At 44.1% G+C, this 24,559-nt stretch carries 29 protein-coding genes; 22 read left to right on the top strand and 7 right to left on the bottom strand.

What is annotated here, in order from left to right; genetic code table 11:
* Positions 1 to 43: 43 nt before the first annotated feature.
* Positions 44 to 1,510 (top strand): SpoVR family protein, encoded by a 1,467-nt coding sequence (locus tag ACX4JR_RS11415; protein ID WP_476058174.1) that lies wholly within the window; start codon positions 44 to 46, stop codon positions 1,508 to 1,510.
* Positions 1,511 to 1,598: 88 nt separating this feature from the next.
* On the top strand, positions 1,599 to 3,032 hold the full coding sequence (locus ACX4JR_RS11410; RefSeq protein ID WP_476058086.1) for an IS1182 family transposase: 1,434 nt from the start codon (positions 1,599 to 1,601) through the stop codon (positions 3,030 to 3,032).
* A gap of 198 nt (positions 3,033 to 3,230) precedes the next feature.
* Here the strand turns inward: ACX4JR_RS11410 and ACX4JR_RS11405 are convergent, their stop codons facing one another.
* A complete protein-coding gene (locus ACX4JR_RS11405; protein WP_476058173.1) occupies positions 3,231 to 3,458 on the bottom strand; it encodes a DUF1657 domain-containing protein in 228 nt (75 codons plus the stop codon).
* Between the two features lie 202 nt (positions 3,459 to 3,660).
* On the opposite strand from ACX4JR_RS11405, the gene ACX4JR_RS11400 reads away from it, so the two are divergent.
* On the top strand, positions 3,661 to 3,762 hold the full coding sequence (locus ACX4JR_RS11400) for a DUF1540 domain-containing protein (protein ID WP_476058172.1): 102 nt from the start codon (positions 3,661 to 3,663) through the stop codon (positions 3,760 to 3,762).
* Between the two features lie 17 nt (positions 3,763 to 3,779).
* Here the strand turns inward: ACX4JR_RS11400 and ACX4JR_RS11395 are convergent, their stop codons facing one another.
* The 6 genes from ACX4JR_RS11395 to ACX4JR_RS11370 all read right to left on the bottom strand — a co-directional run bounded on the left by ACX4JR_RS11395 (position 3,780) and on the right by ACX4JR_RS11370 (position 8,418).
* Positions 3,780 to 5,216 (bottom strand): IS4 family transposase, encoded by a 1,437-nt coding sequence (locus tag ACX4JR_RS11395; RefSeq protein ID WP_476058171.1) that lies wholly within the window; start codon positions 5,214 to 5,216, stop codon positions 3,780 to 3,782.
* A 289-nt stretch (positions 5,217 to 5,505) separates the two neighbouring features.
* Entirely contained in the window at positions 5,506 to 6,939 is a 1,434-nt protein-coding gene (locus ACX4JR_RS11390; RefSeq protein WP_476058086.1) for an IS1182 family transposase, read from the bottom strand.
* Between the two features lie 116 nt (positions 6,940 to 7,055).
* Complete coding sequence (locus tag ACX4JR_RS11385; RefSeq protein ID WP_476058170.1) at positions 7,056 to 7,244, bottom strand: 2-hydroxymuconate tautomerase; 189 nt, start codon at positions 7,242 to 7,244, stop codon at positions 7,056 to 7,058.
* Between the two features lie 58 nt (positions 7,245 to 7,302).
* Entirely contained in the window at positions 7,303 to 7,659 is a 357-nt protein-coding gene (locus tag ACX4JR_RS11380; RefSeq protein ID WP_476058169.1) for a hypothetical protein, read from the bottom strand.
* Entirely contained in the window at positions 7,643 to 8,179 is a 537-nt protein-coding gene (locus ACX4JR_RS11375) for a DUF362 domain-containing protein (protein ID WP_476058168.1), read from the bottom strand. Before ACX4JR_RS11375 ends, ACX4JR_RS11380 begins: the two co-directional genes overlap by 17 nt.
* Before the next feature lie 29 nt (positions 8,180 to 8,208).
* Complete coding sequence (locus tag ACX4JR_RS11370) at positions 8,209 to 8,418, bottom strand: hypothetical protein (RefSeq protein WP_476058167.1); 210 nt, start codon at positions 8,416 to 8,418, stop codon at positions 8,209 to 8,211.
* 151 nt (positions 8,419 to 8,569) lie between these two features.
* On the opposite strand from ACX4JR_RS11370, the gene ACX4JR_RS11365 reads away from it, so the two are divergent.
* From ACX4JR_RS11365 to ACX4JR_RS11275, 19 genes are all read left to right on the top strand, one after another.
* Complete coding sequence (locus ACX4JR_RS11365; protein WP_476058166.1) at positions 8,570 to 8,818, top strand: hypothetical protein; 249 nt, start codon at positions 8,570 to 8,572, stop codon at positions 8,816 to 8,818.
* A gap of 98 nt (positions 8,819 to 8,916) precedes the next feature.
* Complete coding sequence (locus ACX4JR_RS11360; RefSeq protein WP_476058165.1) at positions 8,917 to 9,081, top strand: hypothetical protein; 165 nt, start codon at positions 8,917 to 8,919, stop codon at positions 9,079 to 9,081.
* A gap of 77 nt (positions 9,082 to 9,158) precedes the next feature.
* A complete protein-coding gene (gene ku / locus ACX4JR_RS11355) occupies positions 9,159 to 10,004 on the top strand; it encodes a non-homologous end joining protein Ku (protein ID WP_476060546.1) in 846 nt (281 codons plus the stop codon).
* Between the two features lie 23 nt (positions 10,005 to 10,027).
* Positions 10,028 to 10,255, top strand: coding sequence for a hypothetical protein (locus ACX4JR_RS11350; protein ID WP_476058164.1), 228 nt, complete (start codon positions 10,028 to 10,030; stop codon positions 10,253 to 10,255).
* A 448-nt stretch (positions 10,256 to 10,703) separates the two neighbouring features.
* Positions 10,704 to 11,666, top strand: coding sequence for a non-homologous end-joining DNA ligase (gene ligD / locus ACX4JR_RS11345; RefSeq protein WP_476058163.1), 963 nt, complete (start codon positions 10,704 to 10,706; stop codon positions 11,664 to 11,666).
* A gap of 91 nt (positions 11,667 to 11,757) precedes the next feature.
* Positions 11,758 to 12,855, top strand: coding sequence for a DNA-processing protein DprA (gene dprA / locus ACX4JR_RS11340; RefSeq protein WP_476058162.1), 1,098 nt, complete (start codon positions 11,758 to 11,760; stop codon positions 12,853 to 12,855).
* A 143-nt stretch (positions 12,856 to 12,998) separates the two neighbouring features.
* Entirely contained in the window at positions 12,999 to 15,149 is a 2,151-nt protein-coding gene (gene topA / locus ACX4JR_RS11335) for a type I DNA topoisomerase (RefSeq protein ID WP_476058161.1), read from the top strand.
* Entirely contained in the window at positions 15,150 to 16,487 is a 1,338-nt protein-coding gene (gene trmFO / locus ACX4JR_RS11330) for an FADH(2)-oxidizing methylenetetrahydrofolate--tRNA-(uracil(54)-C(5))-methyltransferase TrmFO (RefSeq protein ID WP_476058160.1), read from the top strand.
* A gap of 2 nt (positions 16,488 to 16,489) precedes the next feature.
* Positions 16,490 to 17,398 (top strand): tyrosine recombinase XerC, encoded by a 909-nt coding sequence (gene xerC / locus ACX4JR_RS11325; protein WP_476058159.1) that lies wholly within the window; start codon positions 16,490 to 16,492, stop codon positions 17,396 to 17,398.
* Between the two features lie 32 nt (positions 17,399 to 17,430).
* Positions 17,431 to 17,961 carry an ATP-dependent protease subunit HslV gene (gene hslV, locus ACX4JR_RS11320; RefSeq protein ID WP_476058158.1) on the top strand — a complete coding sequence of 177 codons (531 nt, stop codon included), beginning with the start codon at positions 17,431 to 17,433 and terminating at the stop codon, positions 17,959 to 17,961.
* Positions 17,962 to 18,027: 66 nt separating this feature from the next.
* Entirely contained in the window at positions 18,028 to 19,431 is a 1,404-nt protein-coding gene (hslU, locus tag ACX4JR_RS11315; protein ID WP_476060545.1) for an ATP-dependent protease ATPase subunit HslU, read from the top strand.
* A 20-nt stretch (positions 19,432 to 19,451) separates the two neighbouring features.
* A complete protein-coding gene (gene codY, locus ACX4JR_RS11310; RefSeq protein ID WP_476058157.1) occupies positions 19,452 to 20,237 on the top strand; it encodes a GTP-sensing pleiotropic transcriptional regulator CodY in 786 nt (261 codons plus the stop codon).
* A gap of 193 nt (positions 20,238 to 20,430) precedes the next feature.
* Positions 20,431 to 21,132 carry a 30S ribosomal protein S2 gene (gene rpsB, locus ACX4JR_RS11305; RefSeq protein WP_476058156.1) on the top strand — a complete coding sequence of 234 codons (702 nt, stop codon included), beginning with the start codon at positions 20,431 to 20,433 and terminating at the stop codon, positions 21,130 to 21,132.
* 117 nt (positions 21,133 to 21,249) lie between these two features.
* Complete coding sequence (gene tsf / locus ACX4JR_RS11300) at positions 21,250 to 21,906, top strand: translation elongation factor Ts (protein WP_476058155.1); 657 nt, start codon at positions 21,250 to 21,252, stop codon at positions 21,904 to 21,906.
* Between the two features lie 97 nt (positions 21,907 to 22,003).
* On the top strand, positions 22,004 to 22,732 hold the full coding sequence (pyrH, locus tag ACX4JR_RS11295) for a UMP kinase (RefSeq protein WP_476058154.1): 729 nt from the start codon (positions 22,004 to 22,006) through the stop codon (positions 22,730 to 22,732).
* 28 nt (positions 22,733 to 22,760) lie between these two features.
* A complete protein-coding gene (gene frr / locus ACX4JR_RS11290; RefSeq protein WP_476060544.1) occupies positions 22,761 to 23,282 on the top strand; it encodes a ribosome recycling factor in 522 nt (173 codons plus the stop codon).
* Between the two features lie 10 nt (positions 23,283 to 23,292).
* Positions 23,293 to 23,511: a hypothetical protein gene (locus ACX4JR_RS11285; RefSeq protein ID WP_476058153.1), complete on the top strand. Its 219-nt coding sequence runs from the start codon at positions 23,293 to 23,295 to the stop codon at positions 23,509 to 23,511.
* Positions 23,501 to 23,668 (top strand): DUF362 domain-containing protein, encoded by a 168-nt coding sequence (locus tag ACX4JR_RS11280; protein ID WP_476058152.1) that lies wholly within the window; start codon positions 23,501 to 23,503, stop codon positions 23,666 to 23,668. The genes ACX4JR_RS11285 and ACX4JR_RS11280 overlap by 11 nt, the downstream gene beginning before the upstream one ends.
* A gap of 89 nt (positions 23,669 to 23,757) precedes the next feature.
* Positions 23,758 to 24,546 carry an isoprenyl transferase gene (locus ACX4JR_RS11275; protein WP_476058151.1) on the top strand — a complete coding sequence of 263 codons (789 nt, stop codon included), beginning with the start codon at positions 23,758 to 23,760 and terminating at the stop codon, positions 24,544 to 24,546.
* Positions 24,547 to 24,559 lie beyond the last annotated feature (13 nt).

The following is a 24,559-nucleotide window of genomic DNA, read 5'->3' as shown; positions in this document are numbered from 1 at the left end:
GGTCCGCTAACTGGTGATAAAAAGGGAATGGGGAAGTGATACTATGATAAAAAATGAAATAAAAGAATTAGAGGAAGCTCTGGAAAAAATTATTGAGATTGCCAAGGGATTTAACCTTGATTTCTACGATATGTATTTTGAAATATGTCCGGCAGATATTTTATATACTTTCGGTGCATACGGCATGCCCACGCGGTTTTCTCACTGGACCTTTGGCAAGGCTTATCATAAAATGAAAACTCAGTACGATTATAATTTGAACCGCATTTATGAAATGGTTATTAACTCGGACCCCTGCTACGCATTTTTGTTGGAGGGTAACTCACTAATCGAAAACAAAATGGTTATGGCCCACGTTTTAGCCCACTGTGATTTTTTCAAAAACAACGTTCATTTCCGGCGGACCTCCCGTAAAATGGTAGAGTCAATGTCCGTGGCAGCCCAGAGGATAAGGAAATATGAGTTTTTATACGGTAGGGATAAGGTTGAGTCATTTTTGGATTCTGTGATATCAATACAGGAACATATTGATCCCTACGGGCACATTGGAAAGAATGACCTGGTAAAGCAGGAACCGTCCGCCGGCGGGAAATGTTGTTCAGGGGGGAGTTGCAAGGGTGGATGCGGTTATAAGCATCATCACAGTAGGCAAGAGACTCCTTATAATGATCTCTGGGAGTTGGACCACAGGGACCATCAGTATAAAGGAGAATGCGAGCCTCCGAAAAAATTTCCGAAAAAACCTGAAAAGGACTTATTGTTGTTTATAATGGAGCATGCCCGGGATTTGGAAGATTGGCAGCGGGATATTGTTTCCATAATTAGGGAAGAAATGTTCTACTTTTGGCCGCAAATGCAAACTAAGATTATAAACGAAGGATGGGCTACATATTGGCATTTACGTATCATGCGGGAACTTGATTTAGATGAGGATGAATCAATTGAATTTGCCAAATTGCATGCCGGAGTTATACAAACGTCGAAGGTAAGGATAAATCCGTATTATGTGGGACTAAAATTATTTGAAGACATTGAAAGGCGCTGGGATGAACCGACCCAGGAGGAAAGAGAAAAATACGGGCGTGTAGGCGGTGAAGGCAGGCAAAAGATATTTGAAGTACGGGAACTGGATAACGACATTTCCTTTTTGCGTAATTACATGACAAAGGAATTTGTAGAGAAGGAAGACCTGTATTTATATAAAAAAGTTGGTTATGAGTGGAAGATCGTTGAAAAAGATTGGGAGAAAGTACGGGATGGTTTGGTATCCAGCTTGAATAATTGTGGTTACCCCTATATTGTTGTGGAAAACGGAGATTTCGGTAAGAGAGGCGAATTATATTTAAGACACATATACGAAGGTATGGAATTAGACGTTTATTATTTGGAGCGTACCATTCCCCATGTATATAATCTTTGGGGAAGACCGGTGCACCTGGAAACTATATTGGATAATAAACGGGTGTTATTTACGTATAACGGAGAGAGGGTAAGTAAAAAATTTATTTAATAATAAATTGAGGCTGTTGACAAAAACAAGTCAACAGCCTTTTATTTTATGGTAAAATTGAGTAAATAAGAATTAGGAGCGAACAAACATGTTAAAAAAACCAGAGTACCGCCAAGGACAACTGGAACTTGTTTGCCTAGAACAACTGGTACCTGAAGATCACTTGCTGAGGAAAATAAGTCGCTTCATAGACTTTAACTTCATAAGAGAAAAGGTCAAACACCTATATTGCCCGGATAACGGTCGTCCTTGTGTAGATCCCGTAATGCTTTTTAAAATGCTTTTTATTGGCTACCTCTTTGGCATAAGATCTGAACGGCAACTGGTTAAAGAAATAGAGGTTAACATAGCTTACCGTTGGTTTTTGGGCCTTTCCCTAACAGATAAAGTTCCTCATCATTCCACCATTAGCCAGAACCGGCGGCGTAGATTTAATGGCACAAATATTTGTCAGGAAATATTTGATGAAATAGTTATGCAAGCAATTAAGAAAGGACTAATAGATGGAAAAGAGTTATTTACGGACTCTACACATTTAAAGGCCAATGCCAACAAAAATAAATTCACACTCAAAAAAGTGAAACGTTCAACTCAAGCTTATTTGGAAGAACTGGAGCATTCAGTGGAGGATGATAGAAAAAAGCATGGAAAAAAGCCGTTGAAACCAAAAGAAGAACAACTTGAAAAAAACAAAGAAATACGGGTGAGCACCACGGACCCGGAAAGTGGCTACATGGTTAGGGACGGCAAACCCCAGGGTTTTTATTACCTTAACCACGTAACGGTTGATGGAAAGCTAAGCTTGATTACCGACGTATATGTTACCCCCGGAAATGTGCATGATTCTGCACCTTACATAGGCCGTTTGGACCGTCAGATAAAGCGCTTTGGCTTTGAAGTGGAAGCAGTAGCCCTGGATGCCGGGTATTTAACCATGCCTATATGCCATGAACTGCAAAAAAGAGATATTTTTGCTGTTATAGCCCATCGACGTTACCATCCTAAGAAAGGCTTATTTCACAAATGGCAATTCAAATATGATAAGGAAAATGACTGCTATATATGTCCTGCCAAACAGAAACTTACCTACCGTACCACCAACCGCCAGGGGTTCCGGGAATATGTTTCAGACCCCCGGATATGCAAAATCTGCAAATATTTATCTAAATGCACCCATTCCAAAAGCTATACTAAAGTAATTACTCGACACGTTTGGGAAGATAGCAAAGACTGGGTAAGACAGAACCGCCTCAGTGAGCGGGGGAAAGCCTTATACAAAAGAAGAAAAGAAACTGTTGAGCGGAGTTTTGCTGATGCCAAAGAACTCCACGGGTTACGCTATGCCCGTTATAGGGGTAGAGCAAAAGTTATGGAGCAGTGCTTATTGACAGCTGCCTGTCAGAATATGAAAAAGATGGCAAATTATCTCTGGAAGAGGGGTAACCCTCCTTTTTTACCACTGCTGGTTCGGATAATACAAAAGTTTTCGCAAAAGCAATTTAGCTTGAAATATGCAATGTAAAGTTAAACCCGGGGTAAAACCCGGGTTTGTCAGCAATCTCAATTTATTTAATAATAAATTATTTATCTACAACTAGTTTTAGGCCGGGTTAATACCCAGTTATTTTTTGTTTATATGTAAAATAGAGTTATGAGAGGCGCAGGAAGGAAGTTCTAATCCTGCGCCTTTTCAAGTTTCATAATATTATAAATATAAAAACTATTGTTGTTGCTGTTGCTGCTGCTGCATCTTGTATTGAGGTTCCTGTTGTTCAATATAGTTTACACGATCTTGCAGTTGTCGGGTCATATTTTCCAGTTGTTGATTCATTTGAGTGAACATTTGCTTGGCTTGTTGATCCTGAGTGTCTAAAGCGAATGATTGCAAGTTGGCAGCAGCTGCCTTAAGGCTGGACAGGGTTTGGTGCATCTTATTGCCAACTGTCATATTTTTAAATAACCTCCTTTTATGTTGAGCTTATTAAATATAATTACCCTTTTTAATAAATATAAAGCCTGTAAAATTATTAAATTAAGTCATTTAAAACCAGTATTCTTTATATAATTAATTATTGAAATTAATTAATATAAGGAATAAAAACCTCTTTTTTGTCTAAAATAATACCAATAATTTCTAAGGAGGAGTACATGTGTCAAAAATCAAATGTTCCGTTAAAGAGTGTATATATCAGAAAGGAGAAGAATGCCGGGCTTCCAGTATTCACGTCAGACCTATTCGCAATCATGCGTGATCGGTTTACCAGATATGTTACTTATTTCCATCTAATACCTGGGAATTTACCGCCTTTACCCACGGTGACAACAGGCGTTCTCTGTTGACACTGGGATTAACGCCCTCAGTCATGAAGTAAATTATGAGCAGGAGAGGATCTTCGTCAATTCCGATAAACTTGAGTACACGAGTCATTATAACCGGCGCAATAGAGTAAAAAGACTCGGCCCAGCGCAAAGGTGTAAAGCGAGTGCTTTTCTCCGGAGCCAGCAACCGCATGTGGTTAAGCAGCCGGTGGCTTACGACCAGGGTCAGCATGGCCACCAGGACCAGGGATTCTACCACGGCAGGCGCGCCGCTGGAGATCACATCCAGCTGGTAGAGGCGCTTCAGTTCTTTGAAAACCAGTTCGATACTCCAGCGCGCCCGGTAAAGGAGCGCCACATCCTCTGCTGAAAGCTGTTCCGGCGTGATGTTGGTGAGGTAGAAATGGTACGTCTTGCTTTCCTTGTCGAGCACTCCCACCAGGCGGAAGGTTTCTTTAACTTTAGACGTGCTGCCCTTGGGACGATAAACCTCGAACGCACCATCTTTCTCGGTCTTCTTGCCTTTGATGGAGACCTCCACCTCGACGTCGATTATCTCCCCCTGCAGATGGGGGAGGATCTCCTTGAGCTTTTTGCCGGCAAGGTCGATCGGATTACCCCGGTAGGCGTGCAGCACCGAGACGATGGTCGGGTTGGCCGATTGCTTGAGCCTGCTTACGAAGTATCCTTTATTTTCCCTGATCCTGCTGAACAGCTCGTATTTGAAGTAACCAAGTTCAAACAGGAGGATGTTGTCCTTCACCCAGGGTCCGATGCGCATGGTTTTTATATCAGCGGTCTTGCCGGGATAGATGGCTATGCTCTTTTTGTTGCTGGTGATCCCGATGACGGTATGTATTTTGAGTTCGGCCTTGCCCCTCGCCCCGGGAAACTGTGCAGCCAAATTATCGTGCAACCTGACAATGCTGCCGTCTGCCACCATCAGGTCCTTGAATCCCTTTAGTTTGTCTGAGAGCGTAAGGCTGGCATGTTTGGCCAGTTCCGCTATGCCGTGCGCCAGGCACTCTTTCAGAAAGGCAGTGAGCCTCTTGTTGAAGCGGTCATAAAAAGAGGATGGGACGAGCGTTTCCGCCGAGACCGTCTCGTAGGCCCTCCTTAAGGAGGCAGTGGTGCGCTGCACTCCAACTCCAAAGCCAAGCACCAATACCCAGAAAAAGGTGACCGGGTCGATCTTCCGGTTGCGCTGGACGTACCCGACTTTGGCCGCTGTTTCCCTTAGCCACTCCGGAGAAAACATCTTGGTCAGAACGTTTTCTATTTCGTACGGATTAATTTTTCCGGGAATTAGAGTCAGTTGTGTAACCTCCTCGGGAGGATTATTTGGAGAAGAATTCCACAAAGGGAGGGACCTATTCCTTTTTTTCAAAGAACAATTTTCGTCACTCATTTTCCAGGGATAAAGCCCCATCTCTGGTTGTTAATGGAATATCCGGGGCTTAACCGAACACCAATGATTCGCAATAACTTTATGATTAGTAGTTCAGATGATACTGCCTGCGAAACTTTTAAACCACGCCGTGGTTAAACATTTTAAATTAAACCTAAACGTTATAAGGAAATGTTGTTCAAATTATAGTGCTTGAGGTTAAAAATAAATGCCCACGTCAGTGGGCATGAGATTGCTGACAAACCCGGGTTTTGCCCCGGGTTTAACTTTACATTGCATATTTCAAGCTAAATTGCTTTTGCGAAAACTTTTGTATTATCCGAACCAGCAGTGGTAAAAAAGGAGGGTTACCCCTCTTCCAGAGATAATTTGCCATCTTTTTCATATTCTGACAGGCAGCTGTCAATAAGCACTGCTCCATAACTTTTGCTCTACCCCTATAACGGGCATAGCGTAACCCGTGGAGTTCTTTGGCATCAGCAAAACTCCGCTCAACAGTTTCTTTTCTTCTTTTGTATAAGGCTTTCCCCCGCTCACTGAGGCGGTTCTGTCTTACCCAGTCTTTGCTATCTTCCCAAACGTGTCGAGTAATTACTTTAGTATAGCTTTTGGAATGGGTGCATTTAGATAAATATTTGCAGATTTTGCATATCCGGGGGTCTGAAACATATTCCCGGAACCCCTGGCGGTTGGTGGTACGGTAGGTAAGTTTCTGTTTGGCAGGACATATATAGCAGTCATTTTCCTTATCATATTTGAATTGCCATTTGTGAAATAAGCCTTTCTTAGGATGGTAACGTCGATGGGCTATAACAGCAAAAATATCTCTTTTTTGCAGTTCATGGCATATAGGCATGGTTAAATACCCGGCATCCAGGGCTACTGCTTCCACTTCAAAGCCAAAGCGCTTTATCTGACGGTCCAAACGGCCTATGTAAGGTGCAGAATCATGCACATTTCCGGGGGTAACATATACGTCGGTAATCAAGCTTAGCTTTCCATCAACCGTTACGTGGTTAAGGTAATAAAAACCCTGGGGTTTGCCGTCCCTAACCATGTAGCCACTTTCCGGGTCCGTGGTGCTCACCCGTATTTCTTTGTTTTTTTCAAGTTGTTCTTCTTTTGGTTTCAACGGCTTTTTTCCATGCTTTTTTCTATCATCCTCCACTGAATGCTCCAGTTCTTCCAAATAAGCTTGAGTTGAACGTTTCACTTTTTTGAGTGTGAATTTATTTTTGTTGGCATTGGCCTTTAAATGTGTAGAGTCCGTAAATAACTCTTTTCCATCTATTAGTCCTTTCTTAATTGCTTGCATAACTATTTCATCAAATATTTCCTGACAAATATTTGTGCCATTAAATCTACGCCGCCGGTTCTGGCTAATGGTGGAATGATGAGGAACTTTATCTGTTAGGGAAAGGCCCAAAAACCAACGGTAAGCTATGTTAACCTCTATTTCTTTAACCAGTTGCCGTTCAGATCTTATGCCAAAGAGGTAGCCAATAAAAAGCATTTTAAAAAGCATTACGGGATCTACACAAGGACGACCGTTATCCGGGCAATATAGGTGTTTGACCTTTTCTCTTATGAAGTTAAAGTCTATGAAGCGACTTATTTTCCTCAGCAAGTGATCTTCAGGTACCAGTTGTTCTAGGCAAACAAGTTCCAGTTGTCCTTGGCGGTACTCTGGTTTTTTTAACATGTTTGTTCGCTCCTAATTCTTATTTACTCAATTTTACCATAAAATAAAAGGCTGTTGACTTGTTTTTGTCAACAGCCTCAATGCCCACGTCAGTGGGCATTTTGGGTCACAAATAATTACTTACTGTCACTCATTAAAACTCCGCCTTTGGCAATATGTTCCTGGGACGATTCTCTGATTACAATGATAACTGCATCCTCAGGACAGTTGCAATTCTTTGCTATGACCTCGGTGATTTCCCGGGCCATTTTTCTTTTTTGCTCCACCGTTCTACCTTCTAACATGTCAATTTGAACTATGGGCATTGAATATTCTCCTTTCTTTTTTGGTTTAATTATAAATTAGTGCTTGTTTTGTGTCTAATTATTTTCTGTCAATCACTTCAAAATTTTTCCAGTTCTTGAACGATATCCGCAGCTTTAGGTGGAACCCGGCAACGTAATAGCTGGCTTTTCGGGTGCATGTACCTACTCCTAAGCCCTCTAAAGGTTTATTTTTATATCCCTGGCCGATAGCTATTTTTGTCTTTAATTTTTTCAATTTTCCCTTTTCCCGCATTCTTCCCAATGCGTACACCAGGCTGCCGTAGCAGGCGGAGCAAGCGTTCTTAGTCATAATCCACCGGGCCAGCTCTTTTATTTTTTCAGTTGGTTCAAGTTTTTGCCGGGAACAACTGTCTTTATTTATTTCCGTTATTTTGGCTTTATTTAGGTCCCCCATTCCTACTCCCAATTTTTTCCGCTAGGCCGATGTATTCAACCTCTTCCCGATTATAGCCCAGAAGCTCACAGGCATAGGAGTCCACCAGTACCGGGTCCTTGCCCAGAATAATCCTGTTCATCTGAACGGGATTACCTCCCTCTTCGAAAGTAAGGTCCCCAATAATCCCGTCTACTATAGCCAAGTCGGTTTTAATGATACTGTTCAGGTAAGCAATGGGCTTATGCAGGCCCAAGGTGTGGAACCTGCGCTTTTCTGCGTCCGGGATGCATCCCTTCAGGTTTTTAAGGGCACAGGTAAGTTTAGTTTGGCAGTGAGCTTTTAAAACAGGAATATTAATAAGGTAATCCACTGCCAGCACACTTTTGGCTACTTTAATACTCATTCCCTTTATATTAAGCTCTACGGTTTCGTCTTTCTTTAAATCAACCAAGGGTACGTTATACTTTTGAGATATTGTATCATATCCACACACCTTAAAGGCCCGTGAAGTCCTGTCCCCTACCCAGGAACTCTCCATGATTTTAATATTGTCAAACCCATTTGTCCTTAGAAATTCAAAATGCCGCTTACCAGTTCCGGGCTGGTGGTTGCTCCCGATTCCGACGGCTTAGCTAAAATCAGGTTTGGTTTAATGCCAATAAGCATATCCCTTGATAAATCGGCTTCTACTCGGGCTCTTTTTAAGATGTTTTTGGCCATGGCTTTGGGATCGTTACTGTAAATTACTAATAATTCGTGACTTAGGATGTGAATCACTCCTTTCTTTTTAACGCTCTTATGTGGATATATTACGCCGGTGATTTTTGCTTTAAATGCAATATATTACGCCAAATAGGACATAATTTATCCCAATCTGACTAATGATAATAAGCGCTTAAATCCTGTTTTGAATTATGCTTGACGGGAGGTGAGTTGTATTTCCATCTGGCAAAGGGTAAAAACCTTATTAACTTTTCAACTCCTCGAAGGTATGACCTTTGAACTGACAAACCTCGGCCAAAGAGCCGGGGCCCCTGGTGACGAAAAGACCGGGACAAAGGAAATTTCAAATACCGGAGGGGATGATGAAAAAAGCAAGGGCGATAATGAGCGTTCCGGGAAAAACAGGGTTCGTACCAGAGTCATGCGCAAGCCCGATACGGCTGGGCAAAGATGACGGCGAAATAAAAAAGCAGGAAGATAATCAAGAGTCGGTCGCTACGCTGCAATGGAAATTGTGAAAGTATAACAAGCCTGATTATTTCGGGGATTATCATGGTGGTTATAGTGTTGATTTACCTTTTAATTTTTCCCATACCCGTAGCGGAAGAAATTCCCCTATCCGCTTTTGAAATGACAAGACTTATTTATTGGGGCAGATTTGTTCAAAGATTGGAACCGGTCTTTTTACCCATGTGGGCGCTGGCTGCCCTGTTATAACTTTCCATAGGGCTCGGAGTAAATATATTTTACCTGGTTATATCATGGTTTCAGAAAATGAAAAAGAGGTGATGACATTGCGGCCTTTATGGAAAGGTGCTGTTAGTTTCGGGCTGGTTTATGTTCCTGTGAAAATGTATGCGGCCACTGAGAAAAAGGATGTTCGATTCAATTACCTGCATGACAGGTGTAAAAATCCCATTCAGTACCGCCGTTACTGTCCCTATTGTGATGAAGAAGTACCCGTAAAGGAATTGGTCAGGGGGTATCAATATGAAAAGGGAAAGTATGTTGTTATAAGGGAAGAGGAATTTGAAAAGTTAGCGGCGGAGATTACCAAAAGTATTGATATTATGGACTTTGTGGACCTTACTAATATAGACCCCGTATATTATAACCGGGCTTACTACCTGGTCCCCGGGGAGGGGGGAGAAAAGGTATATGAACTCTTGAAAAGGGCCATGGCGGATACTGGAAAAGTTGCCATTGCCCGGGTGGTTATCAGGAGCAGGGAATCCCTGGCGGCCTTGCGTGTGGCAGAAGATGTGGTGGTAATGAGTACGATGCATTATCCGGATGAAGTTCGGGAAAGTAAGCAACTGCAGGAACTTAATTATAAAGTCAGGCTTCATGACAATGAAGTAAAAATGGCAGTTAACCTTATAGAAAGCCTTTCCAGTGATTTTGAGCCGGAGAAATATACCAACGAGTACAGGGAAGCATTGATGGAGGTAATTCAGGCCCGGATTGCCGGTAAGGCGGTGGAGGTACCCGCCAAACCCGAAACCGGTAAAGTGGTTGATTTGATGTCCGCCCTGAAAGCCAGTATTGAAATGGCAAACAAGGAAAAAGAAAACAAGTCCGTTAAGGCGGGTAATGGTGGGAAAAAGCATGGTTCGGGAAGGCAGGCGGTGGACGGTTAGAAGTTTTGTGGGAGGGAAAACTATTGAGTTTCCTGGATTTACCCGTGCTTAAGCCCATGCTGGCCGTACCTTCTTCACCCTTTGATCGCAAGGAGTATCTGTTTGAGATAAAGTGGAACGGATACAGGTGCCCCTGTTATTTGAACGGAAGAGTCAAGCTATTTTCCCGGAACGGGGTGGATATGGACTATGACCTTTCCCGAACTGGCCGGGTTGAATTCCTCGGTGCCGGGCAGACCGGCGGTGCTTGACGGAGAAATAATTGTACTTTAAAACGGGAAGCCGTCCTTTCACAGTCTGCAGTCTCGTGGCAGGCTTACCGATATTAAGGAAGATATGGGGTGCCGCGGCCGGGGATCCTGCCATATATGTAGCTTTTGATATTCTTTACCTGAGGACCTCCTGGTGAAAAGGAAAGAAATTTTGGTTAATAGTACCAAGGTTGCTGAGCATCTTTAATCTCCGCATACATTCTGGAAAAGGGAAAGCAATTTGTAAAAGCATGTGCGGCCGAAGGCCTTAAGTGGGTAATGGCAAAAAATTGCGGAGCCCCTATTTGCCTGGAAAACGTTAACCCGGGACGGGCTCCTTCGCCTTTTCTGGCCTCATCGGCTATTAATAAATTAAATTTTGATTATTTTGCCGGTAACAATTATCGTTACATTTGCAAGAGATAATTTCACAAACGGAGGTGGGTAATTGAAAGCTACAATAGTTATTGTAGAGGGTAAGGAAATAAATCTTACTAATTTGGATAAGAAGTTTTGGCCAGGAGAAGGGTTAACTAAAGCCCACCTGATAAAGTACTATTCCGAAATGGCCCCGCTTATCCTGCCCTATCTTAAAAACCGGCTCCTGGTGATGAAGCGTTATCCTGACGGCATAGGGGGTCATTCCTTTTATCAAAAGGACTGTCCCTCCTATGCACCGGAATGGGTGAAAACCTTCCCCGTTGAGCACTCGCAGAAAATTATCAATTATATCATTTGCAATGATGTTGCCACTTTAATATGGCTTGCCAACCAGGGGTGTATAGAGATACATGCCTGGCTGAGCACATTAAGTAATCTGGATTGCCCCGACGTGGCGGTAATGGATCTCGACCCGGCTGAAGGAGTGAGTTTTTCGGAAGTGAGCAAGGTTGCTTTACTGGTTAGAAAATCATTGCATTTTTTTGATTTGAATTCTTTTGTCAAAACATCGGGCGCCAGCGGGCTGCATATATTTGTTCCAATCTTACCTGAATATAGCTTTGAAGTGGTAACGGAGTGCATAAAATACATCGCGGAATTGGTTGTTAAAGTATTTCCGCAAAAGTCCACCGTTGAAAGAAGAGTAAATAAGCGCTATGGTAAGGTATATCTGGACTACTTGCAAAATGGGAGGGGTAGAACTATGGTTTTTCCTTATAGCTTGCGTCCTCTTCCGGGGGCACCTGTTTCAACGCCTGTAAAATGGGATGAAGTGCCAAGTTTAGCTTCATCAGCAGCCTTCACCATCCATACAATTAAGCAAAGGGTATTTGATTTAGATGGGGATCTTTGGAGGAAAATGCTATCTTATCGGCAGAGTCTGGATAAGTTGGTGGAAACCGTGAGAGGACGGAGGTGCCGTGGGTTAAGGGAACTTAAAAGTTACTTATTACCGGTGGAGTTGGATTAAAATTAAAAAGTTTTTGCAGGAAATTCCAGTTAGATCCCGAAAAATTAGCGTAATGCATTAGGGGGTGTACTACATTCAGGGTGAGGTTTATATGGATAAAAGATTATACTGGCTTGGCTGGCAATTTTTGCTGCCTGGTTCTTCATCCAAAATATGGTCGCTGGTAAAATACTTCGGGTCTCTGGAATTCGCATGGTATGCCCAAGATAAGGAATTGGTACAAGTTATCGGATTAAAAGATGATTCAGTACAGAATCTTCTCCGAAGGCGGGAGTATATCGATCCGGAGCAAGAATTGGAAAAATTAAAAAATAATAATATTGACTTCATATGTTATTATGATACTAATTATCCCCAATTGTTACGGGATATTTATGAGCCGCCCCCTGGTTTGTTTGTCAGGGGAAAACTTAAGCCAACAGGTTCTGCTGTGGCCGTGGTCGGTTCTCGTAAGGCCACTGCCTATGGCTTAAAAGTGGCTGAACAATTAGGCCGTGATCTGGCCAGGGCCGGTGTTACCGTGGTGAGCGGCATGGCCAGGGGCATTGATACCGCGGCCCATAAGGGGGCAATGAAAGCAGTAGGAGGGTATACCATTGCCGTTCTGGGGTGCGGTGTGGACGTGGTCTATCCACCGGAGAATGACAAGGTTATGCAGGAGATAATATCAAAGGGGGCAATAATAAGTGAATTCCCTCCGGGTTCCGCGCCCGAGCCCTGGCATTTCCCGGTTCGCAATCGCATTATAAGCGGCCTGTCACAGTGTGTGGTGGTGGTAGAGGCCGGTGAGCGCAGTGGGGCCCTTATAACTGCTAATATAGCCCTGGAACAGGGGCGAGACGTAGCGGCAGTGCCGGGTAATATTTACAGCCGCATGAGCAAGGGGCCCAACGGTTTAATCAAGCAAGGTGCTAAGCTGGTGGAAAGTGTTACTGATATCCTGGAGGAGTTAGGGATTGGTAATCTCTTCCCAAACGAAGAGGTGCCGGAGAGCAGGGTGAATATTAATTTATCTACTAAAGAGAAAAAAATTTTTAATTTATTATGTTCAGAGCCCATGCACCTGGACGAAATAATCAGTCGTTCAGGAAGTTCTCCAGGAGAAGTACTTTCGCTGTTAATGTATTTAGAAGTAAAAGGTGTTGTTAAACAACTTCCAGGCAAGAGGTTTGTGCAAAATGTCGGTTAAAATTATATGAAATGGATTAGATATTTTTATTGAAAAAAGCTCACCTTAATATAGTAATAATACAAGATAAGTTTTGATAAATTTTTAAAAATAATATTGTGGAAAATACCATTTGTACGGTTATCGTAAATGGGGTGACCTGCTTGGGTAAGACATTGGTTATTGTAGAATCTCCGGCAAAAGCCAAAAGTTTAACTAAATTTTTGGGAAAAAAGTATACTGTTAAAGCTTCTATGGGACATGTGCGGGATTTGCCCAAAAGCCAGTTTGGAGTTGATGTGGAAAACGGGTTTAAGCCCAAATATATTACCATCCGGGGCAAGGGAGAAATTATAAAGGAGTTAAAGTCGGCGGTTAAAAAGGCCGATAAGGTTTTACTTGCTTCCGACCCCGACAGAGAAGGGGAAGCCATTGCCTGGCATCTTAGTAATCTCCTTAATATTGATGAGGACGGGCTGTGTCGCATCGAATTCAATGAAATTACTAAACAAGCGGTGCAGCAGGCGGTGAAGCGCCCCAGACCCATTGATCGTAACCGGGTTAATGCGCAGCAGGCCAGGCGTATTCTGGACCGGTTAGTAGGATATAACCTGAGTCCCTTACTATGGCGGAAGATTAAAAAGGGCTTAAGTGCAGGCCGGGTACAGTCTGTGGCCGTGAAACTTATTTGTGACCGGGAAGAAGAAATTCGCAATTTTGTTCCCCAGGAATATTGGACGCTAACTGCCAAGCTGGCCAAGGGCCGTAATTCCTTTGAGGCCAAACTGTACAAAATTGCCGGTAAAAAGGCTGAAATTTCCAACCAGGAGCGGGTAGAGCAAATAACAAAGGACTTGGACCGGGCAAGCTACGTTGTTACCAAAGTCAGTAAGAAGAAGAGGAAGCGCAATCCCCCTGCTTCCTTTACCACAAGCAGTTTGCAGCAGGAAGCTTACCGAAAGCTAAACTTTACAGCCAAGAAAACAATGATGGTGGCCCAGCAATTGTACGAAGGCCTGGACTTGGGCAAGGAAGGCCCGGTAGGTTTGGTTACTTATATTCGTACGGACTCTACCAGGGTTTCGTCCACAGCCAGGGAAGAGGCTTATGCTTACATCAGTGAAAAGTTCGGCCAAGAGTATTTACCCAAAGAAAAGCGGGAAGAAAAAACTAAAAAAGGTAAAATCCAGGATGCTCACGAGGCTATCAGGCCTACTTCCGTTTACAGGGACCCCGATACCGTCAAGCCATATTTAAGCAGGGATCAATTCCGCCTGTATCGTTTGATTTGGGAGCGCTTTATTAGTAGTCAAATGAGCGCTGCTGTTATCGATACCACCAGTGTTGATATTTCAGCCGGGGACTATGTCTTTCGTGCTACCGGCTCAGTGGTAAAATTTCCTGGATTTATGCAGGTATATACCGAGGCCAATGATAACAAGGAAGAGGAGGTTAATAAATTACTTCCCGAATTGTTTGTGGGGGAAGAACTTAAGCTACTTTCTTTAGCTCCTGAGCAACACTTCACCCAGCCTCCCCCACGCTATACCGATGCCACGCTGATTAAAACATTGGAAGAGAAGGGGATTGGCCGCCCAAGCACTTATGCCCCTATTGTTGATACAATTTTAAAGCGGGGGTACGTGGTTAGGGAGAATAAGAAATTTTTTCCTACCGAGCTTGGTATGCTGGTGGTAGACTTGTTAAAGGAATACTTTCCCGACATTATTGATGTGGAGTTTACTGCAGAAATGGAGGAGAGCCTGGATAGTATAGAGGAAGGTGAAGTGGATTGGGTAAAGGTTCTCGAGGATTTTTATAGGCCTTTTATTGAGAGTCTGGAGAAGGCTGAAGATGAAATTGGGAGGGTAGAAATAGCTGATGAAGTTACGGATGAGATATGCGAGGAATGTGGTAAGAATCTGGTTGTCAAGATGGGTCGTTACGGAAAGTTTTTAGCTTGCCCGGGTTTTCCGGATTGTACGTTCACTAAGCCCTTGTTAGAGCCCACTGGAGTGCCTTGTCCCGAGTGTAACGGTGAATTGGTGCTCAGACGCAGCAAAAAGGGGCGTAAGTTTTACGGTTGTAGCAATTATCCCAAGTGTGAATTTGTAACTTGGGATGAGCCTACGGCGAGAAAGTGTGTCGAGTGTGGCAGCATGTTGGTGAAAAAAAATAAAAGAGGTAAAGAAGTCTATTATTGTATTAATGAAGATTGTAGCCTGAAAAACAGGAAAAAGAAGAATGGCAAGAAAAAGGATGCTCAAAAAATAGAAAATATGTGGTATAATAACTTGGTTAAGTGGAGTGTCTAGATGAAAAAGAGAATGGTAACAGTTGTGGGTGCCGGCTTGGCCGGTTCCGAAGCTGCGTGGCAGGTAGCGGAAAGAGGAATAGAGGTTCACCTTTATGAAATGCGGCCGAAAAAAAGTACACCGGCCCACCATACGGGGGATTTTGCCGAATTAGTATGTAGTAATTCGTTAAGGGCAAATGCCCTGGAGAATGCGGTAGGTTTACTTAAAGAGGAAATGCGCAGGTTGGGTTCCCTGATAATGCAGTGTGCCGACGCTCACCGGATACCGGCAGGTGGTGCCCTTGCCGTGGATAGAGATGGGTTTTCCAGGGCTGTAACCGAGAAGCTTATTAATCACCCGCGGGTTACGGTTTATAGGGAGGAACTTTCAGACATACCCCCCGGCATAGTAATTTTGGCCACCGGTCCCCTAACCTCGGATGCCATGGCTGAAAGTCTCAAAAAGTTTACGGGGGAGGAGTACCTGTATTTTTATGATGCGGTGGCCCCCATTGTAACCCTGGAGTCGATAAATCAGGAGGTGACCTTTTGGTCTTCCCGTTACGGGAAGGGGGAAGCGGCTTATATAAATTGCCCCATGAATAAAGAAGAGTATGAGCGTTTTTGGAAGGCTTTGGTTTCCGCCGAAAGGGCTCCCCGAAAAAAGTTTGAAAAGGAAATTAACTTTGAGGGTTGTATGCCCATAGAAGTTATGGCAGCTAGGGGGCCCGATACCATGAGGTTCGGCCCCCTCAAGCCGGTGGGGCTGGTGGACCCCAGGACCGGCGAGCAGCCGTATGCAGTGGTGCAGTTACGCCAGGATAATGCTGAGGGTACCCTTTATAACCTAGTTGGCTTTCAAACCCACTTAAAATGGGGCGAGCAAGAAAGGGTTTTCCGGATGATTCCGGGATTGGAAAAGGCGGAATTTGTCAGGTTTGGCGTTATGCACAGAAATACTTATGTTAATACCCCTGTATTGCTTAAGCCTACTTATCAGTGTAAAAAGCGTGAAGACCTTTTTTTGGCGGGGCAAGTGACCGGCGTAGAAGGTTATGTGGAATCAGCTGCTTCCGGGCTGGTTGCTGGAATTAACGCAGCCAGGCTGGCCGGGGGCCTAAAACCAGTTGTATTCCCCCGGGAAACGGCTCATGGAGCATTGGCCCACTATATTACAACGGCCGATCCCCGGAATTTCCAGCCCATGAACATTACATTCGGCCTATTACCTCCGCTGGAGAAAAAGGTGCGGAACAAAAAACAGCGAAACAGGATGATTTCCGCCCGTGCCCTGGATGTGCTGGAAAAGTGGAAGGCTAAAATAGAGGATTGGGCTACTCCTGCCGGAGATGATTAGTAATGTATAGTTACATAGACTCTTTCATGGTATACCTGAAGGTGGAAAGGAATTGTTCTCCCCTTACCCTGGAAAGTTATCGCAGGGATTTATTTGACGGAATAGATTTTTTTTCTCAAGTGTTGGAAAAGAAGGATGAAAAAATAAAACCAGAAGAAATCAATTATACATTGTTGCGTCAATATCTGGGTCAATTGCGGGCACGGGGCTTGTCCCGGGCTACAGTGGCCCGAAGGTTGTCGGCCTGGAGAACTTTCTGCCGGTTTTTGTGCCGGGAAGGGTATTTAGATACAAATCCCCTGCACCGCCTGTCGGTACCCAGGCAAAGGAGACAACTTCCTAATTTTTTGTATAAAGATGAGGTTCGAATGTTGATAGAAATGCCTTCGCTGGACCGGCTCCTTGGCATTCGGGATAGGGCTATTTTAGAAGTTTTGTACGCCACAGGTATCAGGGTAGGTGAGCTTGTTTCGCTGGATTTGTCCGATATAGACTTTGTGTCACAATCCGTACGAGTTACGGGAAAAGGAAATAAGGAGAGGATTGTGCCTATTGGCTCTTATGCTTTAAGGGCCCTGGAGGATTACTTGAAAAGGGCCCGGCATAAATTGATTTCCCGTGCTGGTGCCGGCTGCGAAGCACTGTTTTTGAATTACCGCGGCGTCAGGTTAACGGCCCGGGGAGTGAGAAATATTTTGTCCGGTTATGTGCAAAAATTACACTTGGAGAAAGGAGTTAGCCCCCATACCATAAGGCATAGTTTTGCCACCCACCTGCTGGATAATGGGGCTGACTTGCGGGGGGTGCAGGAACTGCTGGGGCATGTTCGCCTGTCTACCACCCAGATATATACCCATGTGACCAGGGAGAAGCTTAAGGAACAATACAAAAAAGCACACCCGAGGGCTTAGTTCCCTTTGATATTATGGAAAGGGGAATTTCAATGTTTCACGGTACTACCATAGTAGCGGTAAAAAAAGGCGATAAAGTAGCCCTGGCGGGAGATGGTCAGGTTACTTTTGGTGAAAATACCATTTTGAAACATCAGGCCAAAAAAGTTCGGCGCCTTTATAATAATAGTGTTTTAGCTGGTTTTGCCGGCTCAGTAGCTGATGCCTTTACCCTTTTTGAAAAGTTCGAGCGCAAGTTAGAAGCTTACCACGGTAACCTGCAGCGGGCGGCGGTGGAACTGGCCAAAGAATGGCGGCTAGATAAATTTTTACGCCGGTTGGAGGCCTTGCTGATAGTGGCAGATAAACACCACCTGCTGGTTATTAGCGGAAGTGGTGAGGTTATAGAGCCGGACGACGGTATAATGGCTATTGGTTCGGGAGGTGCCTACGCTCTTGCTGCGGCTCGGGTACTTGCCAAAAACACGGACATGACTGCGCCGGAAATTGTTAGAGAAGCCTTGCAAGTGGCTGCTGAGATGTGTGTTTATACTAATGACCGGATAACAGTTGAAGAGTTGTAGGCGCCCGCCGGGCGCTTACTTAATTATTAATAGCTCCAAGCAGCATAAAATTTGTTCAAAGCCGAGGTGGATACAGTGACTCTGACTCCGCGAGAAATTGTAGCAGAACTTGACAAATACATTGTCGGACAAAAAGAAGCAAAAAAAGCGGTGGCCGTTGCACTTCGTAACCGATATCGCCGCAGTAAGTTGCCTAAGGATTTGCGGGAAGAGGTAATGCCTAAGAATATATTAATGATCGGCCCTACGGGGGTAGGGAAAACGGAAATAGCCCGCCGCCTAGCCCGCTTGGTTAATGCTCCCTTTGTTAAGGTGGAGGCAACAAAGTTTACTGAAGTAGGTTATGTGGGCAGGGACGTTGAATCCATGGTCCGTGATTTGGTTGAAACCGCTGTTCGTATGGTTCGCCAGGAAAAAATGGCCCAGGTAGAAGAAAAGGCTTCCAGGATTGCCGAGGAAAGGCTTGTAGAACTTCTGGCCCCCATGCCCGGGGATAATTCTGCTCCTAAAAATCCTTTGGAGATGTTATTCGGTGGCGGGTGGCAAAATCAAAGGGAAAGCACAGTTAATGAGCAAATGAGGCAGCGGATAAAATTTGAGCGGGAAACTATAAGGGAAAAGCTGGCGCGGGGTGAACTGGAGGATGAGTATGTGGAAGTGGAGATTGAGGAAAGCTCACCTCCTATGTTAGAAATTTTTACTGGTTCCGGTTATGAGGAAATGGGAATAAATATGCAGGACATGTTAGGAGGCCTTTTCCCAAAAAAGAAGCGCAAAAGGCGGGTTACTGTAAGGGAAGCCAGGAAAATACTGGCTCAGCAGGAGGCCCAAAACCTTATTGATATGGATGAGGTTAAAGCCGAAGCGATAAACAGGGTTGAAGAACAGGGCATTATATTTCTCGACGAAATAGATAAAATTGCCGCCAGTGACCGTCATGCCGGTGCAGATGTATCCCGGGGAGGAGTACAGCGAGATATCCTTCCTATCGTTGAAGGTTCCACGGTGGTTACTAAGTACGGCCCGGTTAAAACCGATCACATTCTCTTTATTGCAGCTGGGGCCTTTCACATGTCAAAGCCTTCTGATTTAATACCCGAGCTTCAAGGGAGGTTTCCGATAAGAGTGGAACTAAAAAGTCTTACTGAAAATGATTTCCTGCAAATTTTAGTGGAACCCCAAAATTCATTAATTAAGCAATATACGGCATTATTAGCGACAGAAGGCCTTGAATTAAAGTTTTCACAAAATTCACTTGTCGAAATTGCAAAAATCGCGTATACTGTTAATGAGCAGACAGAAAATATAGGGGCTAGGCGGTTGCATACCATTATGGAGAAACTACTTGAGGACCTTTCCTTTGAGGCACCCGAGCTGAAGGGGAGGACCATTACCATCGATGAGAATTATGTGCATCAAAAACTCGGCGAAGTAGTAACTAATCAAGATCTTAGTCGTTACATTCTTTAGGAAAAAGGAGCGATACTAATATGCGCAGTTTACTTGAAAAAACACGTTCGATTAATAAGCTTTTACAAAAATCAGCGGGATACCCGGTAGATTATAAGGAAATTGCTGCTATTCTCAGTGACAATATTGAGTGCAGCGTTTATATTATAGACCGCCGGGGAAAACCGCTGGGCTATAACTATTTAAAGGGTTTTACCTGTGAAATAATGCAGGAATTTGTAGAATCTCCTGCAGGTTTTCCCGAGGAGTATAATGATTATCTACTTGGGATTAATGAAACTCATGCCAACTTTTGTCAAAAATCCAATGCTTGTGTATTTCATGACGGGACACCTTGTAAATTCAATAACAAGGTTACTACGGTAGTTCCCATCGTTGGTGCTGGTTCTCGTCTCGGTACGCTGATATTGGCCAAGTTTGACAAGCACTTTACAGATGAAGATTTAATTCTCGCTGAATACGGTGCCACCGTGGTTGGTATGGAAATTTTAAGGGCTCGGGCCGATAGAATGGAAGAAGAGGCCCGTAAGCGGGCAGCTGTGCAGATTGCCCTGGGAACCCTTTCCTACTCAGAGCTGGATGCAGTACAGCATATCTTTAGCCAGTTAGATGGGGACGAAGGACTTTTGGTAGCCAGTAAGATTGCCGATAGGGTGGGCATAACAAGGTCGGTTATTGTCAATGCCCTGCGCAAGTTTGAGAGCGCGGGGGTTATCGAGTCCAAATCCTTGGGAATGAAGGGTACTTATATTAAGGTCTTAAACGACCGGCTTTTGGAAGAATTAGACCGTATGAAGCAACATTAAAAAATCCACAGTTTATAATAAACTGTGGATTTTTTATATGGTTCACCTTGCACCCTGTTAAACTTTGTGTTAGAATACATCCGGTTAAAATTACACACGTTGCTGGATTTTCACGGGTGGTGCCCCGCGCGGGGGCGGGGTTCCCGTGAGTGGGAAGGCAGCGGAGGCAAAACCAAAGGGAGGAGGTGTACCAGTGGCCGTTATTACAATGAAGCAACTGCTGGAGGCCGGTGTGCATTTCGGACATCAGACCCGGCGCTGGAATCCTAAAATGGCCCCCTATATTTTTACCGATCGTAACGGCATCTACATTATTGACCTGCAGAAAACAGTCAAAAAAGTTGAAGAGGCTTATAACTTTGTAAGGCGTCTGGCTGCAGAAGGGGAATCTATTCTTTTTGTGGGGACCAAAAAACAGGCCCAGCAATCGGTAAAAGAAGAGGCCGAGCGCTGTGGCATGTTTTATGTTAACCAGCGTTGGCTCGGTGGAATGCTTACCAACTTTCAAACCATTCGCAAGCGAATTGACCGGCTGCATGAGCTGGAGCGGATGGAAGAAGAAGGCCGGATGGCTTTGTTGCCCAAGAAGGAAGTGGCCGAACTCCTTCACGAAAAGGAAAGGTTACAGAAATTCTTGGGCGGTATTAAAGAGATGAAAAAACTTCCTGGTGCCTTGTTTATTATAGACCCGCGCAAAGAACGTATTGCAGTTGCGGAAGGGAGAAAGCTGGGCATACCGATTATTGCCATTGTCGATACCAACTGTGACCCCGATGAAATTGATTATGTTATTCCCGGCAACGACGATGCAATTCGGGCGGTTCGCTTGTTGACTTCAAAAATGGCTGATGCCGTTTTGGAAGGCAAGCAGGGGGAGCAAGTTGCTGCTGAGTAATAAAAATTGGTGGGGGATTGATAAGCAACCCCTGCCTTTTTTCTACGTGTATTAGTTTTGGTGAAATCGTTTTTGGATATAATTAAACGAAAAAGGTGGCATGAGGGAGGGTAAACTATGGCACAAATTACGGCAAGCATGGTTAAAGAACTCCGGGAAAGCACAGGTTGCGGTATGATGGACTGTAAAAAGGCTCTTCAGGAAACCGGCGGAGATATGGAAAAAGCCAAAGAGTATCTCCGGGAGAAAGGGCTGGCTGCTGCTGCCAAAAAAGCCGGAAGGATTACTGCTGAGGGCTTAGTTGACTCTTACATTCACGGTAACGGGCGTATCGGTGTCTTGGTGGAAGTAAATTGTGAGACCGATTTTGTAGCCAAGACCGACGAGTTTAAACAGTTTGTACGCGATATCGCCATGCAGGTGGCGGCATCCAAGCCGGAATACGTATCCCGGGAAGAGGTCCCCGATGAGGTTATAGAAAAGGAAAAGAGAATTTTAACGGCGCAGGCAAAAAATGAAGGCAAGCCGGAAAAAATAATTGAAAAAATGGTCCAGGGGCGACTTGAAAAGTATTTTAAAGAAATCTGCCTATTGGAGCAACCATTTATCAAGAATCCCGATATTTCGGTAAAACAACTTTTAACAGAGAAGATCGCCAAAATTGGAGAAAATATTACTATTAGGCGGTTTGTCCGGTTTGAATTAGGAGAAGGTATAGAAAAAAAGAAGGATGATTTTGCCGAGGAAGTAATGGCTGCTGTTAACAAGGGGTAATATATGGGTCAATTTTTTGGTTTTAATAAAATTAAACTGAAGGGATTTCTTTTGGTTATGTAGAATCAGTAAGCGACTGGAGGTCTATAAACTCCTGATGGTACTACCGAAATATAGGCGTGTAATCTTAAAATTGAGCGGCGAAGCTTTAGCCGGATTGCAGGGCTATGGTATTGACCCCGATGTTGTTAATTCTATCGCCGCCCAAATAAAAGAATTGGTTGAGTTGAAAGTGCAAGTGGCTGTTGTTGTTGGCGGTGGAAATATATGGCGGGGAGTTGCCGGCAGTGCCAAGGGCATGGACCGGGCTACAGCCGACTATATGGGAATGTTAGCTACTGTTATAAATTCCCTGGCCCTGCAGGATGCTCTGGCCAAGCACGGAATAGATACAAGGGTTCAAACGGCCATCGAAATGAGAGAAGTGGCCGAGCCATACATAAGGCGCCGGGCTATGAGGCATTTAGAAAAAGGACGGGTGGTAATTTTTGCCGGCGGTACGGGGAACCCCTATTTTTCCACGGATACTACAGCGGCTTTGCGCGCAGCTGAGATTGAAGCAGAAGTAATACTTATGGCCAAAAGAGTGGACGGAGTTTATGATTCTGACCCTTTGGAAAATCCAAACGCCCGGAAATTCGGAAAGCTTAGTTATATAGAGGTTTTAAATAAGGGATTGAAGGTTATGGATGCCACGGCAACTTCCCTTTGTATGGATAATCGCATTCCGCTGATTGTTTTTAATATTAATGAAAAGGGAAATATTAAGCGGGTTATTGCCGGTGAGAACGTTGGTACTTACGTTGGAGGTGATTTGGTTGGCTAATCCTCTTCTTGCAGAGGCCGAGAGTAATATGAAGAAATCCGTAGATGTGGTTAAAAAGGAAATGGCTTCTTTACGGGCAGGTCGGGCTACGCCGGCACTTCTTGATAAAATTATCGTTGATTATTATGGTACACCCACCCCGCTTAATCAACTGGCTACGATTTCGGTACCCGAGCCTAGGTTATTGGTAGTTCAGCCATGGGATAAAAATATTATGGCTAATGTGGAAAAGGCAATTTTAAAATCTGACCTGGGGATAACACCTACCAATGATGGTAATGTTATTAGGTTGGCCATTCCCCAACTGACCGAAGAACGCCGAACTGAGTTGGTGAAGGTTGTAAAGAAAAAGGCTGAAGAAGGCCGGGTGGCTATAAGGAATATTCGAAGGGATGTTAATGATAAATTGAAGGGGCAACAGAAGAACGGTGAGATTTCAGAAGATGAGTTAAGACGCCTGCAGGATGAGGTACAAAAGCTGACCAATAAATATATAAAAGAGATCGACAGCTTGGTTGCCGCTAAGGAAAAGGAAATCATGACCGTATAAGAGGTTAAGTATGAAAAAGCCAAATGTTTTGGCCCTTATTCTGGATGAAGCTTTGGCTCGCTGTGCTGATGCCGGCTGGGATGTAGAAGTTGTTTATACAAGAGCTCCGGGTGATGCGTCCCAAGGTAAGGCGAGAGTAATAAGATTTAAAAAAGTTTCTTTGGGAAAGGGAGTGCTAACGGTTGCCAGAGAACAAGGAATGAAGGGAGGTGCGGGGAATGGCCTATAAAATTACAGATGATTGCGTTGCATGTGGAACCTGTATAGAAGTCTGCCCGAACGAAGCTATTATTGAGGGAGATATATACAGTATAGATACTGATAAGTGTGAAGAATGTGGCAGTTGTATTGAAGAGTGCCCCAACGAAGCTATTATCGAAGAGTAGAATAAAACCCCCTCATAAACGGAGGGGGTTGTTTACTAATGCGAATTTACCTTGTAAGTGACGTTAATGGCAAAGAGGAGGGCGTCAGCGTGTCACAAACCGAGGGGGGTATTTTCGAGCCTCGCGATATTGAGGAAAATGAAGAGGAACTTAAAAAAAGGTTGGATTATTCCCGTCTGCCCCGTCATATAGCCATTATTATGGACGGTAATGGCCGCTGGGCTACCAGAAAGGGCCTGCCCCGGGCCGTCGGTCACCGGGCCGGGGTAGAATCCCTTAGGAATATTGTTAAACTTTGCGTGGAAATAAAAATAAAGGTATTAACCGTTTATGCCTTTTCTACGGAAAACTGGAAGCGTCCGCAGGAAGAAATAGATGTTCTTATGAATCTATTGGTGGAATATCTTTACAATGAAATAGACGAGTTGCATGAAAATGATATATTATTAAATGCGATTGGAAGAATTCGAGAGTTGCCCGAAAGCGCTCGTGAAGCCATAAAAATGGCAATGGAAAAAACCCGTAATAACCGGGGACTGGTATTGAATGTCGCCCTGAATTATGGTGGCAGGTCAGAATTGGTAGATGCTGTAAGGAAAATTGCAGAACAGGTAAAAGGCGGTAAATTAATGCCCGATGAAATTGATGAAGAAACTTTATCCCGGTATTTGTATACAGCCGGCTTGCCGGACCCGGACCTCTTGATCCGTCCCTCGGGAGATTTTAGAGTTAGTAATTTTTTACTTTGGCAGCTAGCCTATACTGAATTTTGGATAACTTCTGTGATGTGGCCGGAATTTAAGAGGGTTGATCTTCTACAGGCAATTATTGATTTTCAAAGTAGAGAAAGGCGTTTCGGAGGGCTTATACATTCATGATATCAGGTTGGTG

The sequence above is a fragment of the Desulfofundulus sp. JL263-se genome (assembly GCF_056316025.1).
This window is presented reverse-complemented; position numbering and strand designations above follow the sequence as displayed.

Coding starts and splice junctions, on each gene's coding strand:
- ACX4JR_RS11410 (WP_476058086.1), top strand. CDS start 1,599: ATGTTAAAAAAACCAGAGTACCGCCAAGGACAACTGGAACTTGTTTGC.
- ACX4JR_RS11280 (WP_476058152.1), top strand. CDS start 23,501: ATGGCCTATAAAATTACAGATGATTGCGTTGCATGTGGAACCTGTATA.
- hslV (WP_476058158.1), top strand. CDS start 17,431: ATGTTTCACGGTACTACCATAGTAGCGGTAAAAAAAGGCGATAAAGTA.
- ACX4JR_RS11405 (WP_476058173.1), bottom strand. CDS start 3,458: ATGACAGTTGGCAATAAGATGCACCAAACCCTGTCCAGCCTTAAGGCA.
- dprA (WP_476058162.1), top strand. CDS start 11,758: ATGGATAAAAGATTATACTGGCTTGGCTGGCAATTTTTGCTGCCTGGT.
- pyrH (WP_476058154.1), top strand. CDS start 22,004: ATGGTACTACCGAAATATAGGCGTGTAATCTTAAAATTGAGCGGCGAA.
- ACX4JR_RS11360 (WP_476058165.1), top strand. CDS start 8,917: ATGGTGGTTATAGTGTTGATTTACCTTTTAATTTTTCCCATACCCGTA.
- frr (WP_476060544.1), top strand. CDS start 22,761: ATGAAGAAATCCGTAGATGTGGTTAAAAAGGAAATGGCTTCTTTACGG.
- ACX4JR_RS11380 (WP_476058169.1), bottom strand. CDS start 7,659: ATGGGGGACCTAAATAAAGCCAAAATAACGGAAATAAATAAAGACAGT.
- codY (WP_476058157.1), top strand. CDS start 19,452: ATGCGCAGTTTACTTGAAAAAACACGTTCGATTAATAAGCTTTTACAA.
- xerC (WP_476058159.1), top strand. CDS start 16,490: ATGTATAGTTACATAGACTCTTTCATGGTATACCTGAAGGTGGAAAGG.
- ACX4JR_RS11285 (WP_476058153.1), top strand. CDS start 23,293: ATGAAAAAGCCAAATGTTTTGGCCCTTATTCTGGATGAAGCTTTGGCT.
- tsf (WP_476058155.1), top strand. CDS start 21,250: ATGGCACAAATTACGGCAAGCATGGTTAAAGAACTCCGGGAAAGCACA.
- ACX4JR_RS11415 (WP_476058174.1), top strand. CDS start 44: ATGATAAAAAATGAAATAAAAGAATTAGAGGAAGCTCTGGAAAAAATT.
- ACX4JR_RS11390 (WP_476058086.1), bottom strand. CDS start 6,939: ATGTTAAAAAAACCAGAGTACCGCCAAGGACAACTGGAACTTGTTTGC.
- trmFO (WP_476058160.1), top strand. CDS start 15,150: ATGAAAAAGAGAATGGTAACAGTTGTGGGTGCCGGCTTGGCCGGTTCC.
- ACX4JR_RS11375 (WP_476058168.1), bottom strand. CDS start 8,179: ATGGAGAGTTCCTGGGTAGGGGACAGGACTTCACGGGCCTTTAAGGTG.
- ACX4JR_RS11385 (WP_476058170.1), bottom strand. CDS start 7,244: ATGCCCATAGTTCAAATTGACATGTTAGAAGGTAGAACGGTGGAGCAA.